Raw genomic sequence first — 18193 nt, 5'->3', positions numbered from 1 at the left:
AAGGAGAAAACCTTTATTTATCTTTTTTCTAAAAGTACAACATTTTCTACGTGGTGCGTTTGCGGAAACATATCTACCGGGCGAACTCGTGTAACTTTATACACCTCGTCCATAAGGGCAAGGTCGCGCGCCTGCGTAGCCGAATTACAGCTTACATAAACCACTTTTTCCGGTGCTATGCGCAATATCTGCTCAACAACATCTTTATGCATACCATCGCGCGGAGGGTCGGTAATAATAACATCGGGCATGCCATGCTGGGCAATAAATGCATCGTTAAATACATTTTTCATGTCTCCAACAAAAAACTCGCAGTTGGTAATATTATTGCGTCTGGCGTTTTCTTTAGCATCAAAAATAGCTTCAGGAACCGCCTCTACACCAACAACCTTACGTGCCTTGCGCGATACAAACTGCGCAATGGTACCCGTACCGGTATATAAATCGTACACCAGCTCGTTACCTGTAAGGCCGGCAAAATCGCGGGTAATGCTGTACAACTGGTAGGCCTGGTCGCTGTTAGTCTGGTAAAAAGATTTAGCATTAATGCTAAACGTTAGGCCCTCCATTTCTTCTAAAATGTAATCGCGGCCTTTATAAAGAATAATTTCCTGGTCGTAAAGGGTGTCGTTAGCCTTTTGGTTAACGCAGTATTGTAACGATGTTATGCTGGGGAAAGTGTATGCCAGATAATCCAGCAACTGCTCGCACTGCTCTTTGTTATCATCAAAAAACTGGATAAGCACCATTATTTCTCCTGTAGAAGCTGTGCGTAGCATAAGGGTACGCAACAATCCGCTGTGTTCGCGCGGATTAAAAAACTCCATGCCGTTCTCATTTGCAAAATCCCTAACTGCATTTCTAATAGCGTTGCTTGGGTCTTCCTGCAGGTGGCATTTAGTTATATCCAGAATTTTATCCCACATACGCGGTATATGGAAACCAAGGGCATTACGGTTCTGGCCTTCAAACTCTTCGCCGCTTTGCACTTCCTTATCGGTCATCCAGCGGGCGTTAGAGAAAGAGAATTCCATTTTATTGCGGTAAAAAAACTTCTTGTCGCTGCCTTTTATAGGCTCAAACTCGGGCAGTTCTACTTTACCAATACGCTTAAGGTGGTTAAATACCTCGCGGTTTTTATAATATAATTGTTTTTCATAGTCCATATTTTGCCATTTGCAGCCACCACAGGCTCCAAAATGCTGGCAGGGCGGTATAACCCTGTCGGCAGAATATTCATGAAAATGCACGGCTTTACCTTCGTAATACGCCTTACGTTTTTTAAATGTTTGCACGTCTACCACGTCTCCGGGTACTACATTAGGTATAAATATTACCTTTCCGTCCGGGGCTTTGGCTATAGATACACCTTTGGCACCGGCATCCAGCACTGCCACATTATTAAAAACGATCTTGTCTGTTGTCTTTCTTCCCATTCGGCAAAAATAAACTATTGCTCACAAAATTTAAATAAATTTGCAATTAATCCTTTAGCAAAATAACATGCCAGTATATTTAGCCCTTTTCCGCGGTATTAACGTAAGCGGACACAACATGATAAAGATGGACGCCCTTAAAAAACTTATGGAGGCCGAGGGGCACCAAAATGTAGAAACCTACATACAAAGCGGCAATGTTGTTTTTGAAACCGAAGACACCAACCGCGACAGGGTGGGTAAATCGCTCGAAACCCTTATGTATAAAGAGTACGGCTATGATGTAGTTATTTTTATGATGGATATAAACGATGTACGTAAAGCCATAGACAGCAACCCTTACACCGGCCGCGAACCCGAAGGGCAGGGTGCCAAAAAGTTTTTTGTGGCATTTTTAAACGGGGTACCTACCACATCTGGCATCGACCAGATTAATAAATACAACCGCAGCGACGATGCTTTTAAGGTTGTTGGCAATGTTTTATACTTAAAACTGGCCCAAAGCGCAGCCGACTCTAAGCTTACAAACGTGTTTTTAGAGAACAAGCTGGGCCTAAAAGCTACCACCCGCAACTGGAACACCACCCTTAAAGTGCTCGAAATGCTGGAGGCCCGCGCCAAATAGCGTTTAATGTTTTGTTAAACGGGCTGTTATATTTTTAATGTTTGACTAATTTTAAGCATTACTTAAAAATCAAACTAAAAAAACAATACCATGATAAGACATGCAACTGCCCTGTGGGAAGGCTCTTTTAAAGAAGGGGAAGGTACATTAAATACCGAAAGCACCGTGCTGCAAAACGCGCAATATTCGTATAAAACCCGTTTTGAAGATGGTGTTGGCACCAACCCGGAAGAGCTTATTGCCGCAGCGCATTCCGGTTGTTTTACCATGCAGCTTACTGCCTATATAAACCAGGCCGGCTATACGGTAGAGAGTATTGAGACCCGCTGCGATATCGACTTTCAGGATAAATCGGTCGTGGGGTCGCACCTTATTGTAACGGCTAAAATAGAAGGTATAGAAGATGCCGAGTTTCAGGAGCTGGTAACCAAGGCCGAGACTACGTGCCCAATTTCGCGCCTGCTTGATACCAAAATAACATCGAGCGCCACACTTGCTTAATGCAAAGCACATAAATAAAATTATACTAAGCCTCTTTTAAAGAGGCTTTTTTATTGGCTGTCTTGCCCTAAAAATTTTATATTTGATGAGATAAAATCAACCGTATGAACCGTTTTGACAGGATAACCGCTATACTTATACAACTACAGTCTAAAAAGGTAGTTAAGGCCCAGGACCTGGCCGATAGGTTTGCTATTAGCCTGCGCACGGTGTACCGCGATATACGGTCGTTAGAGGAGGCTGGCGTGCCTTTGTACGGCGAAGCGGGTATTGGCTACTCTTTGGTAGACGGCTACAGGCTGCCGCCCGTTATGTTTACGCCCGAAGAGGCTATTGCGTTTATTACTGCCGAAAAGCTGATGGAAAAATTTAGCGACAGCGCATTGCAAAATCATTTTAACTCGGCTATGTTTAAGGTTAAGGCGGTACTCCGCGGCAGCGAAAAAGACCTGCTGGAAAACCTCGACGAACAAATTATGGTTACCGAGAAAAAAGGCAGTACCCCCTTGCCACAAAATGTTTTAGATACACTGTTAAAATCTATATCTGAAAAGAGAATAGTAAAAATGGTATATAAAGCCTTTGGTAATAACGAGAGTAGCGAGAGGCTGCTGGAACCAATCGGCATTTTTCATGAATACGAAAACTGGTATACCATTGGCTTTTGCCATTTGCGTAACGACTACCGCCAGTTTAGGCTGGACAGGGTTATAGACATTAAGCTAACCGACATGCCGCAGCAGGAGCGGGCATCTTTAAAAGAGTTTCAGGAACTTAGGGAGCAGGAAAAAAAGGGTGCCAACCTTATAAAAGTGGTGCTTAGTGTAGATAAATCGGTTTCTATTTACATGGAAGAGCACCGCCATTATCATGGCTATGTGTCGGAAACTATTATGGGCGACCAGATAGAAATGACGTTTTTAACCCCATTGACCGACCCCGGTATGGAGCGTTGGATAATGATGTTTGCCGATAAGGTGGAAATTATTGAACCCCAGGATTTAAAAGACCGCGTTTGCAGGCTATTGGATGTTTACGTTCAAAAATATGGACTAACTAAAAATGTGCTTACATAGATTTACCGTCATGCAATTAATCGCATAAAATGGTTTTATTGGCTTTTATTGTTTGCATTTAATGCAGAATAAACACAGAATAATTTTATTTTTAGTATTTTGCAGACTTTATATAGGATGATTTCTCTCCATAAGCAGGAATTGCTGTTTATAAAATAAAATTTAGATTACAATGTCGATTTTAGAAAAATCAGGAGCTGCAAATGCAATAGCTTTAGAAGACAAATACGGGGCGCACAACTACCACCCACTGCCCGTTGTATTAAACAGGGGAGAAGGTGTTTATGTTTGGGATACCGATGGTAAACGCTATTACGACTTTCTTTCGGCTTACTCGGCTGTAAACCAAGGGCACTGCCATCCAAAAATTGTTAATGCACTTATTAGCCAGGCACAAACGCTTACTTTAACATCGCGCGCTTTTTATAACGATAAGCTGGGCAAGTACGAAGAGTTTGTAACCAAATACTTTGGCTTTGATAAGGTATTGCCCATGAATACCGGTGCGGAAGCGGTAGAAACTGCCATTAAGCTGTGCCGCAAATGGGCATACGAGCGTAAGGGCATTGCCGAAAATGAAGCGAAGATTATTGTTTGCGAAAACAACTTCCACGGCCGTACCACCACAATTATTTCTTTTTCTAATGATGAAGGTGCCCGTAAAAACTTTGGCCCTTACACCGCAGGTTTTATAAAAATAGCCTACGATGATATTGCTGCTTTAGAAAATGTATTAAAAACCGAAACCAACATAGCCGGTTTTCTTGTAGAGCCTATTCAGGGTGAAGCAGGGGTGTATGTTCCGGCAGAGGGGTATCTGGCGAAAGCCAAAGCACTTTGCGAGGCACACAACGTACTTTTTATTGCCGATGAGGTACAAACAGGTATAGCCCGTACGGGTAGATTGCTGGCCGTTAATCACGAAAATGTACAACCCGATATTTTAATTTTGGGCAAAGCACTTTCGGGTGGGGCATATCCGGTTTCGGCGGTGCTTGCCAATAACGAGATAATGAATGTTATAAAACCTGGACAGCACGGTTCTACCTTTGGTGGTAACCCCATTGCCGCTGCCGTGGCCATAGCTGCCCTTGAGGTGGTAGAAGAAGAAAACCTTGCCCAGAATGCAGAGGCGCTTGGTAAACTCTTTAGAGAGAAGCTGGGCGATTATATTAAAAACAGCACCATTGTTAGCCTTGTGCGCGGCAAAGGATTACTTAACGCCATAATTATTAACGATACCGAGGATAGCTCTACCGCCTGGGATATTTGTATGGCCCTAAGCGAAAACGGCCTGTTAGCCAAGCCTACGCACGGCAACATAATCCGTTTTGCACCACCGTTGGTGATGACCGAAGAGCAGCTGTTAGATTGTGTAAACATAATTACGACCACCTTAAAAGATTTCGAAAAATAAAACCAACCTTTATTTATGGAAAATAACGCACCGTACCAGGACACTAAATCGGCTTTTGATACTTTCGAATTGCAGCTAACGCCACAGGCACAGGCATTTTTAAAAGAAACCGCTAAATGGGCAACGTTTCTTGCTATAGTGGGCTTTTTATGTGTTGCTTTTGGCATTATGCTGGGCATATTTTATGTAGCTATGGCCAGTACCATTTTTGCCGGACCGGGCATGCCAACGCAAATGCAATATGTTGGCCCCGCCCTTGGTGCTGTGTTTATAATCGGGTCGCTGATTACTATTTTCCCAATAATATACCTGTTGCAGTTTGCCTCTAAAACAAAGGCAGCTTTATCAGAAAACAATACCGAGAAACTAACCGGTGCTTTATCAAGCCTTAAATCGCATTACAAATTTGTGGGTATTTTTACCATTATAGTAATAGCCCTTTACATATTTGCCATTATAGCAGCAGTAGTAGCAGGCGCAGCAGCAGCTTCGTCTATGTAGGTTCTCACACTATCTTATATACAATCCTCCTGTAAACACAGGGGGATTTTTTTTGCCTGCAACCATTTAAAACTTCAGATAAAATTTACAACTACAACGTATTCGTAAATTTTATTCCATTTGTTGCACCCCTCTTTAACTAAATTTTACTTTTGGTCTATAGTACCATAAGAGACAAACACTTAATTTACGAAAACGTTATTGTTGCCGATTGGCCATCTAAAACAATAACCCTTATTACACAGTAACTTATGTGCTAACCATTTTTACCGAGAACAAACCAAACAAACTAATAATTAACTAAACTAATATATGGAGAACATCTACCTCGTATCATCCACATCAAAGCGTTTGATACTATTACTTATGTTATGCTTAACCACACACTTTAGTTTTGCACAAGAGCAAAATATAGAAGTTACCGGTACTGTTATCTCTCCCGAAGATAATTTGGGCATACCGGGTGTTAATGTTGTTATTAAAGGTACCAGCAATGCAACCATTACCGATATGGATGGTAAATTTAGCATATCGGTACAAAAAAATGCAGTGCTTGTATTTACCTCTATTGGGTTTAAACCCCAGGAGGTAGTGGTGCAGGGCAGCACCGTTAACGTATCTATGCTATCGGACACGCAGGAACTTAAAGAGGTTGTTGTTGTGGGCTACGGTACACAGCGCAAGGAGGCCGTAACCGGATCTGTAGCCTCTATAAAAGGCGATGCATTGCGCGAGGTGCCTTCGCCCAATATTACCCAGGCATTGCAGGGGCGTATTGCGGGTGTAGAAATGATGCAGACATCGAGCAAGCCGGGCGCTACCATGCAGGTGCGTATACGTGGTACACGATCGCTAACCGGTAGTAACGACCCTCTTGTTGTACTGGACGGCATACCGTTTGCGGGCTCTATTGGCGATATTAGTACCGATGATATTAAGAGTATCGACATCCTTAAAGATGCATCGGCTACAGCCATTTACGGTTCACGTGGTGCTAATGGTGTTATATTAATTACAACCAATAAAGGCGTAAAAGGGCAGGAGGCTAAATTTACATATAACTCGTATTACGGACTTAAAAGTGTTTTTGGCGAGTACCCTATGATGAACGGCGCCGAATTCTCTAAGCTTCGTGCCGATGCAGGTATTTATACCTCTAACGGTGTAGATGAGGCTGATGGTGTAAATACCGACTGGCAGGATCTTTTCTACAAAAAAACAAGTACGATTACTAACCATTACTTAGGCATATCTGGCGGTACAGCTAAGGGCAGCTATAACTTTAGTATGAGCTACTTTAAAGATGAAGCAGTAATACCATTACAGGATTACGAACGTTTCTCGTTACAGGCCTCGTTAGACCAGGAAATTGGTGCCTTTAGGTTTGGTTTCAGTTCAAATAATAACTATTCCATTTCGAGCGGTAACAGCATAAATATGTATGGCGTTTTAAGTCAGTCGCCTATTGCTAACCCGTATAACGAAGATGGCACGCTAAAACGATTTGTAAAATCGCCGTTAGACGACCAGTATGTATATACAAGGGAAGGTTTAGAAGGCCTTGGCGATAAATATGTAGACCAGATAAGGGCATTTTCATCGTACAACACAGTTTATGCCGAGGTTAAAATACCGGGTATAGAAGGATTAAAATTCCGTACTAACTTAGGTGGTACCATCCGTATGTCAGACGGTGGAAGCTATACAGGCCAGGGGGTATTTAACGTTAACGAAACTACGGTTTCTACAGCTAATATTAACCACTCCATGACAACCAACTGGGCGGTAGAAAACCTTTTAACGTACGACCGTACTTTTGCCGAAAAGCATAAGGTAAATGCCGTGGCATTATACTCGGCACAGCAAAATACGTACAACTACTCATCGGTTTCGGCAAGAGATATCCCTTCAGATGCTTTCCAGTTTTACAACTTGGGTAATGCAGCGGGCGAGCTTATTATTAACCCGAACAACCAGACGTATACACAAAACGGATTATTATCGTATATGGCTCGTGTAATGTACTCTTTTGACGATCGTTATATGCTAAGCGCAACAGTAAGGTCAGATGGTTCATCGGTACTTGCCAAAGGGCAGCAATGGCATACATATCCTGCGGTATCTGCCGGATGGAATGTAAATAAAGAGTCGTTTCTTAAAAATGTAAAAGCCATAGACGTTTTAAAAATAAGGGTAGGCTACGGGCAAACCTCTAACCAGGCGGTACCACCGTACAAAACATTGGGCCTTTTAAGCACAAGGCCGTATAACTTTGGTCCGGGCGAAAATTATGATACCGGCTATTATGTATCTGAAGCACCAAGCCCTAACTTAGGCTGGGAGTATTCTAAAACATGGAACTACGGTTTAGACTTTGGGTTGTTCAACAACCGTATAACGGGTACTTTTGAATATTATGTTCAGAAAACCGAAGACGTGTTGCTTAACGTGTTGCTACCGGTTACCAATGGTGTACCAAGCTACCTTAGCAACATAGGCGAAACCCAGAACAAAGGGGTTGAATTCTCTTTAAACGGCATTATATTAGACAACTACAATGGCTTTACGTGGGATGCCGGCGTTAACATCTATGCCAACCGCAACAAGCTTGTTGCTTTAGATGGTGGTGCTACAAGAGACATTGGTAACAGCTGGTTTGTGGGGCAACCTATAAATGTGCTTTACGATTACAAAAAAACAGGCCTTTGGCAGGAGGGCGACCCGTACAGGGATATCCTGGAGCCGGGTGGTAATGCAGGTATGATTAAGGTAGAATACACCGGAGAGTACAATGCCGATGGTACACCGGTAAGGGCAATAGGCGAGGCCGACCGCCAGGTTATAGATGTTAACCCTAAATTTCAGGGTGGTTTTAATACACACGTAGCGTACAAAGGTTTTGACCTTGGCGTAGTGGGTGCATTTCAGCACGGTGGTGTATTGATAAGCACTTTATACGGGTCTTCGGGATATCTTAATATGATGGATGGCCGTAGGGGTAACGTAAAAGTAGACTATTGGACACCCGAAAATACCGATGCCAAATATCCAAAACCGGGTGGTATAATGAGCAGTAACAACCCTAAATACGGTAGTACACTTGCTTATTTTGATGCATCATACGTAAAAATTCGTACTATATCGTTAGGCTATACGTTTCAGCAGCAATTTTTAAAAGATGCCGGTATAAGCAAATTAAGGCTATACTGCACGGTGCAAAATCCGTTTGTAATTTACTCGCCGTATCATAAAGAATCGGGCATGGACCCGGAGCCTAACTCGTATGGTAACGAAAACCAGGCGGTAAACACAGCGTACAACTCGCGTTTGCTAACCATAGGCACAAACACGCCTACTACACGCAACTATATATTTGGTATGAATGTATCATTTTAAAAAACTAACTATGAAAAATATAAAGATAAAAACGTTATTAGGAGCACTTGTAATGGCAATGGTTTTAGGCAGTTGCGATGACATTTTGGAAGAAGAGCCACGCAGCATTTATACGCCTGAGTATTTTAAAACAGAAAACGGTGTTTTAGGTGGGGTAACCTCTATGTATGCTCACCTGCGCTACATTTATGGCAACGGCTATTATTATAACGCCTGCCTTACGGGTACCGATGAGGTAACGTACGGATCGAGCGGCGATGGCAACTTTAAAGACATGGACCTTTCGGGCGTTGGGCAGCTAACGGGCACATCGAGCCGGTCTGACGTGTTGTGGAATACCGTGTACTCTAACATTAATACGGCAAGCGGCATTATAGAAAATGCGGTAGCAGTACCTACCATTACCAATGCAATTATAGCTGAGGCACGTTTTTTCCGTGCTTTTGATTACTTTTTATTGGTGCAAACGTTTGGGGGTGTGCCTTTAGACTTAGGATCTGGAGAGCTGATGTTTAACAGCAACACTACAAAAGCATCGGTGCGTAACACTGTGCCCGAAGTGTATACGAGGGCGGTATTCCCGGACCTGCTTACTGCTGTTAACGATTTACCCGATGTTGGCCGTGTAACCGGTGGGGCTACAAAAACAGTGGCGCGCCTTTATCTTGCAAAAGCCTACCTAACTTATGCATGGTGGCTGGAAAACCCAAACAACATACCTACCTATCCGGAAACATCGAGGGTAGACCCTGATGGGCACGATGCGCAATGGTATTTTCAGCAGGCTTATGATGTTGCTACGGCAGGTATAGACAGTCCGGGTTCGTTTGGTTTACAGCCAACCTATTATGATGTTAACCTTGCACAAAACGACCGCAACAACGAAATACTATTGTATGCCGACCATACCGAGTCGAGCGAATTTTTTAACGGTGGAAGCCTTACTTACGGTACAGGTGCATCGCCCGACAACTTTTCGGTTTGGATGATGACGTCTAACTACACCCTTATAAGGAGCTCTGCTGATACACAACAGGCTAACCTTATAAGTTCAGTTCAGCGTGAGGCAGAACAGCACCTTGGCCGTCCGTGGTCTTGTATGGCGCCAACCATTGGGGTAATTACAAATACCTTTGCCGATAAAACAAACGATTCTCGCTACGACGGTACTTTTACAACCGTTTACCGTGGCAACTGGAACAAAGGCGGTATAACCAATCCGTTTCTTTACAATGCAAACAACGAGCAGGTTGTACCTGGCGATGCTATATTAACCTTCCTGGACGATGAACCTTCATCTTCTATAGATTATTCTAACTCGGTTTATAAAAGCAACATTGGCGCCGGTGTTTTACCGGGCAGGGCCGATTATGTAATTTCGCCACAAGGCATCAACAGGCTAAGATATCCGGGTTTATGGAAACTGGGCACCTACCGTACCGATAACAATGGCGGTTTAGGCCAGCCTAATGCAGGTAATACACGTCCGTTTAACATTGCTAAATTCTCAGAGCTTTACCTTATTGCCGCAGAGGCAGCCGTTAAAGGCGCCGCTACACAAGGGGGCAGGAGTGCGAGAGACCTTGTTAATGTGTTACGTGAACGTGCCGGTAAATGGCGTTTTGATAATAACGGCAACGTTACTAAAATACAGGATAACAGTGCCGCAATGGCTGCTGCCACGCCTGCTGCTGTAAATATTGATTTTATTTTAGCCGAACGCTCTCGCGAATTTTATGGCGAAGGCTACCGTTGGTACGACCTTGTTCGTACTCAAAAATGGACAGAGTATGCATCTACCTACGTAATTGGCGGCATGACGGCTACCAGCGTAACGCCACAAACTTTTCAGCGTACCATTACGCCTAATTTATACCTGCGCCCAATTCCGCAAAGTCAGTTAGACCGTATGGATGGATCGGCAGTAGGGTACCAAAACCCGGGTTACAATTAACAAGGGTGTATACTATATTGATATAACATGATTATAAAACGGGTGAATTGTTTCACCCGTTTTGTTGTTAAGGGTGTAACCACTATTTTTAATACTTGAAAATCAAAAAAATGGACTTTAAATTCAATAGGGCAATTTATACGGTAGCAGCGCTATTTTTTATAATGCAGTTTGCGGCTTTCGCCCAGATACGGTTGCCTAAACTAATAAGCGATGGCATGGTGCTGCAGCATTCTGAAAATTTAAAGATCTGGGGATGGGCTGCCCCTAACGAAAAAGTAAGTTTGCAATTCGGCTCAAAAAATTATACCGCCACCACCAGTACAGCAGGAGAGTGGATAATACAATTACCTCCGCAAAAAGCCGGTGGGCCACATACCATGACGTTTAATGCATCGAACACTATTACGGTAAGCAATATTATGTTTGGCGATGTTTGGCTGTGCAGTGGGCAGTCTAACATGGAGCTGGGCATGGGCAGGCTTATGGATACCTACCCGGATGAGGCTACGGCCAACAAACCCAACATAAGGCAATTTTTAGTACCCGATGTTGCTAATTTTAAGGGTAAACAAACAGATGTAAGTTCGGGTAAGTGGCAATCGGTCAGCCCTCAAACCATAGCCGATTTTTCGGGTGTGGCATATTTTTTTGCATCGTACATCAATAAAAAACACAACATTCCTATAGGGATAATTAATGCCGCCCTGGGAGGATCGCCGGCGCAGGCATGGATTAGCGAGGCCGGTATTAAAAAGTTTCCGGAGTATTTTGCAGATGCCCAACGTTTTAAAGACGATAAGCTGATAACCCAGATAGAACAGGAAAACAAAACAATAAACCGCGACTGGTACAGCGAACTCAACAAAAATGATGAAGGTTTAAAAAACAACTGGAAGTCGGCCACTTATGATGACAAAGGCTGGGCTACAATGCAAATACCCGGCTATTGGGCAGATACCCAAACGGGGGCTGTTAACGGCGCGGTCTGGTTTAGAAAAACAATAGAGGTGCCACCGGCAATGGCGGGCAAACCGGCAAAGCTTATTATGGGCAGGATTGTAGACGCCGATTCGGTTTTTGTTAACGGTGCGTTTGTGGGCACAACGTCTTACCAGTATCCGCCAAGAAAATACAAGCTTGAGGCTAACATTTTAAAACCGGGCAAAAACACTATTGCTATAAGGGTAATTAGTAATTCGGGTAAAGGGGGCTTTGTTTTAGATAAAGATTATCAATTAATTGCAGGTACAGATACCCTTAGCCTTGCAGGCACCTGGAACTTTAAAACCGGCTATGCAATGCCACCTGTAAAATCGCAGGTTATTGTCAGGTTTAAGCCTACCGGCCTGTATAATGCCATGATTGCACCGTTGGAAAACTACACTATTAAAGGGGCGCTTTGGTATCAGGGGGAATCTAATGCGGGTAAGCCCGAAGAATATGCCGACCTTATGAAAACCCTCATTGCCGATTGGAGAGCCGGATGGGGTCAGGATTTCCCATTTATCTATGTGCAGCTTCCCGGCTTTATGGAGCAAAAAACAAGTCCCGGCGAAAGCAACTGGGCCGCACTTAGAGAGCAGCAGGCTAATTTGCTCGCCATCAATAACACGGCAATGGCGGTAGCCATCGACCTGGGAGAATGGAATGATATTCATCCGCTAAACAAAAAAGGTGTGGGAGAGCGGCTGGCACTTCAGGCAGAAAAGCTGGTGTATGGCGATAAGAAAATCGTGGCTTCAGGGCCTTCTGTAAAGGTTGTTACTAAAAAGGGTAATAAATTAATTATCAGGTTTAAGGATGTGGGCAGCGGCCTGACTGTAAAAGGCAATGCTGCATTACAGTATTTTGCAATTGCCGGCGCAGACCAAAAATATGTGTGGGCAATGGCTAAAATAACAGGCAAAGATGAGGTTACGATTTGGAGCGACCAAATTACAGACCCCATCTACGTTACCTATGCCTGGGCAGATAACCCGGCAACGGCCAATTTGTACAACAAAGAAGGCCTGCCTGCAACGCCTTTTAAAACAAAGGTTGAATGAAATAAATATAGCAGTGCGGACAATATAAATAGTTTAAAAAATCGGCTTTAAAATTTCTAAAGCACTAAAAAAAAATGTAATATTGTGGTAAATAAGTCAATTTCAAACGAAATAGATATTAAAATCATCACTTAGATTAATTGAGGCATCCACCCTGATTAATCGTTATAGTAGGCTAATCTAATCAGGAGTACCGCATATATGAGCAATATTACTATAAAAGACATTGCAAAGGCTTTAAATTTTTCGGTTTCAACCATATCCAAAGCACTTAACAACAGCTATGAAATTAGTGCCGAAACAAAAAAGATAATTACTGATTATGCAAAGGATAACAACTACAAAATAAACCGGTTAGCCAAAAGCTTAAAAATTGGCCATACCAATTCTATAGGGGTTATTGTGTGCTCTTATTTTAGCAGTACATTTTTAGCGCAGATACTGGACGGTATCCAGAAAGCATCGTTAGAAACTGGGCACGACATTATTATAATGCAAAGCTTTGAAAATGTTGAAACCGAAAAAGCCTGCCTTGACTCGCTGATATCGAAAGGGGTAGACGGTATTTTAATGGCTCCTGTAAGCGAAACTTCCAACTCTGAATATCTTAGCTACATCAATAAAAATCATTGCCCTATTGTGCTGTTCGACAGGATTAACGCTGCCATTGAAACCACAAAAATTGGGGTTAATGAGTACAAGGGTGCTTTGGAAGCCACGCAAGAACTTATTAGCATTAACCGTAAGCGGATTATGTTTATAACCGGCGATAAGTTTGGCGATAACAATCCAAGAATCTTAGGGTTTAAAAAGGCACTTAAAAACCTCGACATACCTTTTAACCCGCGCTACATGGTGTTTTGTAACCTGGAAAATACCGAAGAAATGGACGCCACAATAAGCCGTTCGTTACGCGAGCTGACCGAACAAAACATAAAGCCGAATGCCATTTTTGGCGCGACTGATGTAATAACTACCCGTACTTTAGGTATTTTAGCTGAGCTAAAAATTAAAGTGCCCGAAGAGATTGCTGTTATTGGTTTTGCCAATACCGATATTGCTTTTGCGCTAAACCCATCATTATCTACTATACGGCAGCCCGCTAAAGAAATGGGCTTTTTAGCGCTTACAAAACTGGTAGAGATAATAGATGCCCCGGTTAAAACGGCGCAGAAGTACGAGACTATTTTATTAGAAACCTCTATCCAGTTACGAAATTCTACCAACCTGCAATTATCGTAGTTACTCTTCCAATCGAACGATTTTCATTTTCGGAACCAGGAGTTTCATAATTCCCCATGCAAGCAGGTACGATAGCGCGCAGATGGTAAACACTATGGTGTAGCCCATTTTAGGGTCGCCTATGGCTTTGTAATGGTCGAAGATGCGCCCAACAAAAACCGACATTAATGCCCCGCTTATTCCGCCCGCCATGCCGCCAATACCGGCAACACTGGCCACAGCTGCTTTAGGAAACATATCTGATATAGTAGAATATACATTAGCCGACCACGCCTGGTGTGCCGATGCTCCAATGCCTATTAAAATTACCGGAACCCAGAAGGACAGGTAACCAAACGGTTGTATTAACAACACGACAAGCGGAAAGAGCGCAATGATGAACATAGCTTTCATACGTCCGTCATACGATGAATATCCTTTGTTAATAAAATAAATGGGAAACCAGCCACCGCCAATGCTACCGGCCATTGTCATGGTGTAGAGTATTGTTAGGGGCAGGGTAATTTGCGTGGTGGTTAAATTAAACTGGCCCGTTAGGTACGATGGCAGCCAGAACAGGAAAAACCACCAAATACCATCGGTAAAAAATTTACCTGCCGTAAAAGCCCAGGTTTGCCTAAAGGTTAACAGCTTAAGCCAGTTGACTTTAATTTCAGGATAAGGTTCTGATATTTTATCATACACCGTATCGTGCGCTATGTATTGCAGTTCTTCGGTAGATAATCGTTTTTGTTTCAGGGGTGTATCATAATAATACAGCCAGAAAATAAGCCATACAAAACCCAGTGCGCCAATAACTATAAAAGAGCTTTGCCAACCCAAATGATAGGCCAGCCACGGCACGGTTAGCGGTGCCAGGATTGCCCCGATGTTAGAGCCTGAATTAAAAATACCTGTAGCCAGGGCGCGTTCTTTTTTAGGAAAATACTCTGCCGTTGCCTTTATGGCCGCCGGAAAGTTAGCCGATTCTCCCATGCCCAAAACCAGCCTTGCAACTATAAAACCCAATACCGATACCGAGATTCCTGAGATGCCTATAACCCCTAAAACGTTTGCGGCCACAGTGCCAATTTCTATGGCATAGGCGTGTATCATAGCACCAATTGACCAGATAATCAGCGCAATGGTATAACCCTTTTTAACGCCCAGTTTGTCTACAAAACGCCCTGCTAAAAGCATAAAAAAGGCATATGCCAGCTGAAAAACCGCCGTTATGGTGCCGTAATCAGAGTTTGTCCAGCCAAATTCTTTTTCTAAAACAGGGTGCAGCAAGCTTAAAACCTGACGGTCGAGATAGTTAATTGTGGTGCCAAAAAAGAGCAGCGCACATATTGTCCACCTGTAATTACCTGTTTTATTTTTCATTTTGACTGGTTCTTTTTTTCGATTAAGTATCGGTTATATTTTAAAGTAATTTTTGGCGTTATGGTAACAAATATCAGCTATTATACTGCCAATCCACTGTATATCATTAGGCAGGTAGCCCTTTTGCATATCTTCGGCAAAAAGATTGCACAGCAGCCTCCTGAAGTACTCGTGCCGTGAATAGGACAGGAACGACCTCGAATCGGTAAGCATGCCTATAAAGGTACTTATAAGCCCCTGGTTGGAGAGTGCGTTTATCTGTTTCGTCATGCCATCCAGCTGGTCTAAAAACCACCACCCGGAGCCAAATTGTATCTTGCTGCGGATGCCTTCGCCCTGAAAATTCCCTGCCAAAGTAGCAAACAGCGTATTATCGGCCGGATTTAAATTATACAGCACCGTTTTAGCAAGTTTGTCCTGCTGCTCTAAATGGTTTAACAGTACAGAAAGTGTCTCGGCCTGCTTGTAATCGCCAATAGAGTCGTAACCGGTATCGGCACCAATAACAGACACTTTATGGGCATTGCTGTTGCGCAAAGCACCCAGATGAAACTGCTGCACCCAGCCTTTATTATGGTACATGGCACATAGTTCGGCCAAGACATAAAAGGCAAAAGCTTCCTGTGCTTCGAATGCACCTGCATCACTGCCTTGTAATACTGCCTTAAAAATGGTATCCAATTCATTTTTAGAAAGTTTCCCTCTATGGGGAATGTAATTCAGCCCATGATCTGATGCTACACAGCCTGCGTTATCAAAATAATCAACACGGATTTTACAGGCCGCAATAAGCGATTCCAGATCTATAATTGCAACGCCGGAAACATCGCCTAACTTTTGAACATAACTTCTAAAATCATTACCTAAGTGGATATTAAAAATTTTATCGGGACGGAAAGAGGGGAGTACTTTAGTTTGGAAACCACTATTTTTTAAAGATAAATGATGTTCCAGAGAATCTGTAGGGTCATCGGTAGTACCCACCATTTCTACATTAAAATGGTTAAGCAAACCTTGTGTAGAAAAGGCATCCTGCTGCAATTGTTGCTGCGTGGTGTTGTAAATTTTTTCGGCACTGTTGGCATTCAGTAGCTCTTCGATCCCGAAAGGGTTTTTAAGCTCCATATGTGTCCAATGAAACAGCGGGTTACGCAACGTATACGGAACCGTTTCGCTCCATTTCTGGAACTTTTCCCTATCGGTAGCGGCACCGGTAATGTAGTGTTCGCTAACACCCAAAGCCCGCATGGCGCGCCATTTATAATGGTCGCCCTTAAGCCATATATTGGTAATATTTTCAAATTTTTGGTTGTTAGCAATGGCTTGTGGCGAAAGGTGCGAATGGTAATCTATAATAGGCTGGTTTTTAGCAAACTCAAAGTATAATTGTTCTGCTATTGATGAGCCCAGGATAAAATTGTCTTTTAAAAAGTATGACATACTGTAGTGTATTTATTGGCCAATTATGCCTATTTCCAGCCCCCGTAATTCAGCCAGCCCGCGCAGCCTGCCAATGGCAGAATAGCCCGGGAAGGTTCTCTTATCCAGGTCGTCGAGCATCTGGTGGCCATGATCTGGCCTGAAGGGTATGGGCGTGGCGCGTTTACTGTTCTCGGCAACGGCAGCCTTCATAACCTTGTACATATTTACATCACCATCCAAATGGTCTGATTCGTAAAAATTGCCCAAGGCATCCTTCTTAACATTACGCAAATGCATAAAGTGCACGCGGTGCTTTACGGCCTCAAATATTTCGCTAACATTGTTGTGTACACCCGCGCCTAAAGAGCCGGTACAAAAGCAAATGCCGTTATAATCGTCGGTTATGCTTTGTATAATATACTCTAAATCGGCTTTGTTGCTTACTATCCTTGGCAAGCCTAAAATAGGGTAGGGCGGGTCGTCGGGGTGGATGGTCATTATTATGCCCTGCTCTTTACAAACTGATGCGATAGATTGCAGAAAATACACCAGGTTTGCTCTTAAACCATCAAAACCAATGGCTTTGTAGGTGGTAATGCTTTGCTGCAAACTCTCTAAAGTAGTATTGTCTTCGCCGGGAACACCCATCAGGATAATATTTTTCAGGATGGCCTCTTCATCAGCAGTAATGCTATTTTTCCTGTCGGATAATGCAGCTATAATTTCTTTCGGATAATCCTGCTCAGCGTTTTCTCTTTTTAAGATGTATATATCAAAATAAGCCAAGTCTATCCAGTTAAAATATAAGGCTTTAGAGCCGTCTTTCATTTCAAGGTCAAGTTGGGTGCGCGTCCAGTCCAAAACCGGCATAAAATTATAGCACACCGTTTTTAAACCGCAGCTGCCTAAGTTTTGTAAGGACTGGCGGTAATTTTCCAGATATTTTTCGGCATCTGCGTTACGCGTTTTAATAGCTTCATGCACGGGCACACTTTCTACAACCGACCATGTTAGGCCTGCCGCTTCGATCTCATTTTTTCTCTTTGTAATTTCTTCCACCATCCATACAGCGCCATGTGCTACATGGTGCAGTGCAGAGACTATACCTGTGGCGCCGGCCTGTTTTACATCCTGCAGGCTTACCGTATCGTTAGGGCCGTACCATCTCCAGGTTTGCTCCAGCTTGTTTACTTTTTCCATTATTTAAAAA

13 protein-coding genes are annotated in these 18193 nt (G+C 43.1%); 9 read left to right on the top strand and 4 right to left on the bottom strand.

The window, feature by feature from the left end:
• Positions 1–17: 17 nt before the first annotated feature.
• On the bottom strand, positions 18–1436 hold the full coding sequence (gene rlmD, locus G509_RS0116495; protein ID WP_026992547.1) for a 23S rRNA (uracil(1939)-C(5))-methyltransferase RlmD: 1419 nt from the start codon (positions 1434–1436) through the stop codon (positions 18–20).
• 67 nt (positions 1437–1503) lie between these two features.
• Between rlmD and G509_RS0116490 the strand changes: the two genes are divergently transcribed.
• From G509_RS0116490 to G509_RS0116450, 9 genes are all read left to right on the top strand, one after another.
• Positions 1504–2061: a DUF1697 domain-containing protein gene (locus tag G509_RS0116490; protein ID WP_026992546.1), complete on the top strand. Its 558-nt coding sequence runs from the start codon at positions 1504–1506 to the stop codon at positions 2059–2061.
• Positions 2062–2151: 90 nt separating this feature from the next.
• Complete coding sequence (locus G509_RS0116485; protein WP_026992545.1) at positions 2152–2562, top strand: OsmC family peroxiredoxin; 411 nt, start codon at positions 2152–2154, stop codon at positions 2560–2562.
• Between the two features lie 104 nt (positions 2563–2666).
• Positions 2667–3638: a helix-turn-helix transcriptional regulator gene (locus G509_RS0116480; protein WP_026992544.1), complete on the top strand. Its 972-nt coding sequence runs from the start codon at positions 2667–2669 to the stop codon at positions 3636–3638.
• 172 nt (positions 3639–3810) lie between these two features.
• Positions 3811–5055, top strand: coding sequence for an ornithine--oxo-acid transaminase (rocD, locus tag G509_RS0116475; RefSeq protein WP_026992543.1), 1245 nt, complete (start codon positions 3811–3813; stop codon positions 5053–5055).
• A 15-nt stretch (positions 5056–5070) separates the two neighbouring features.
• The gene (locus G509_RS22345; RefSeq protein WP_035739047.1) at positions 5071–5556 is read left to right on the top strand and encodes a DUF5362 family protein; all 486 of its coding nucleotides are present in this window, start codon (positions 5071–5073) and stop codon (positions 5554–5556) included.
• Positions 5557–5868: 312 nt separating this feature from the next.
• The gene (locus G509_RS0116465; protein ID WP_026992542.1) at positions 5869–8952 is read left to right on the top strand and encodes a SusC/RagA family TonB-linked outer membrane protein; all 3084 of its coding nucleotides are present in this window, start codon (positions 5869–5871) and stop codon (positions 8950–8952) included.
• 10 nt (positions 8953–8962) lie between these two features.
• Entirely contained in the window at positions 8963–10906 is a 1944-nt protein-coding gene (locus G509_RS0116460; protein ID WP_026992541.1) for a RagB/SusD family nutrient uptake outer membrane protein, read from the top strand.
• A 110-nt stretch (positions 10907–11016) separates the two neighbouring features.
• Complete coding sequence (locus tag G509_RS0116455) at positions 11017–12954, top strand: sialate O-acetylesterase (RefSeq protein ID WP_081663327.1); 1938 nt, start codon at positions 11017–11019, stop codon at positions 12952–12954.
• 201 nt (positions 12955–13155) lie between these two features.
• Positions 13156–14196, top strand: coding sequence for a LacI family DNA-binding transcriptional regulator (locus tag G509_RS0116450; RefSeq protein ID WP_026992539.1), 1041 nt, complete (start codon positions 13156–13158; stop codon positions 14194–14196).
• Here G509_RS0116450 and G509_RS0116445 read toward each other — a convergent pair whose 3' ends face one another.
• From G509_RS0116445 to uxuA, 3 genes are read right to left on the bottom strand one after another with little or no spacing between them, the layout of a single operon-like run.
• Positions 14197–15561: an MFS transporter gene (locus tag G509_RS0116445; protein WP_026992538.1), complete on the bottom strand. Its 1365-nt coding sequence runs from the start codon at positions 15559–15561 to the stop codon at positions 14197–14199.
• A 33-nt stretch (positions 15562–15594) separates the two neighbouring features.
• Positions 15595–17001, bottom strand: a complete 1407-nt coding sequence (uxaC, locus tag G509_RS0116440) for a glucuronate isomerase (protein ID WP_026992537.1) — start codon at positions 16999–17001, stop codon at positions 15595–15597.
• 12 nt (positions 17002–17013) lie between these two features.
• Positions 17014–18183 (bottom strand): mannonate dehydratase, encoded by a 1170-nt coding sequence (uxuA, locus tag G509_RS0116435; RefSeq protein WP_026992536.1) that lies wholly within the window; start codon positions 18181–18183, stop codon positions 17014–17016.
• Between the last annotated feature and the right edge of the window lie 10 nt (positions 18184–18193).

This window comes from Flavobacterium subsaxonicum WB 4.1-42 = DSM 21790, from assembly GCF_000422725.1.
In the GTDB taxonomy this organism is placed as follows: Bacteria; Bacteroidota; Bacteroidia; order Flavobacteriales; family Flavobacteriaceae; genus Flavobacterium; species Flavobacterium subsaxonicum.
Note: the sequence above shows the minus strand (reverse complement) of the source record. Positions and strands in the feature narration are given on the sequence as shown.

What these genes read in the sequence shown, in the direction of transcription:
- rlmD (WP_026992547.1), bottom strand. Translation starts at nt 1,436, where the DNA reads ATGGGAAGAAAGACAACAGACAAGATCGTTTTTAATAATGTGGCAGTG.
- G509_RS0116490 (WP_026992546.1), top strand. Translation starts at nt 1,504, where the DNA reads ATGCCAGTATATTTAGCCCTTTTCCGCGGTATTAACGTAAGCGGACAC.
- G509_RS0116485 (WP_026992545.1), top strand. Translation starts at nt 2,152, where the DNA reads ATGATAAGACATGCAACTGCCCTGTGGGAAGGCTCTTTTAAAGAAGGG.
- G509_RS0116480 (WP_026992544.1), top strand. Translation starts at nt 2,667, where the DNA reads ATGAACCGTTTTGACAGGATAACCGCTATACTTATACAACTACAGTCT.
- rocD (WP_026992543.1), top strand. Translation starts at nt 3,811, where the DNA reads ATGTCGATTTTAGAAAAATCAGGAGCTGCAAATGCAATAGCTTTAGAA.
- G509_RS22345 (WP_035739047.1), top strand. Translation starts at nt 5,071, where the DNA reads ATGGAAAATAACGCACCGTACCAGGACACTAAATCGGCTTTTGATACT.
- G509_RS0116465 (WP_026992542.1), top strand. Translation starts at nt 5,869, where the DNA reads ATGGAGAACATCTACCTCGTATCATCCACATCAAAGCGTTTGATACTA.
- G509_RS0116460 (WP_026992541.1), top strand. Translation starts at nt 8,963, where the DNA reads ATGAAAAATATAAAGATAAAAACGTTATTAGGAGCACTTGTAATGGCA.
- G509_RS0116455 (WP_081663327.1), top strand. Translation starts at nt 11,017, where the DNA reads ATGGACTTTAAATTCAATAGGGCAATTTATACGGTAGCAGCGCTATTT.
- G509_RS0116450 (WP_026992539.1), top strand. Translation starts at nt 13,156, where the DNA reads ATGAGCAATATTACTATAAAAGACATTGCAAAGGCTTTAAATTTTTCG.
- G509_RS0116445 (WP_026992538.1), bottom strand. Translation starts at nt 15,561, where the DNA reads ATGAAAAATAAAACAGGTAATTACAGGTGGACAATATGTGCGCTGCTC.
- uxaC (WP_026992537.1), bottom strand. Translation starts at nt 17,001, where the DNA reads ATGTCATACTTTTTAAAAGACAATTTTATCCTGGGCTCATCAATAGCA.
- uxuA (WP_026992536.1), bottom strand. Translation starts at nt 18,183, where the DNA reads ATGGAAAAAGTAAACAAGCTGGAGCAAACCTGGAGATGGTACGGCCCT.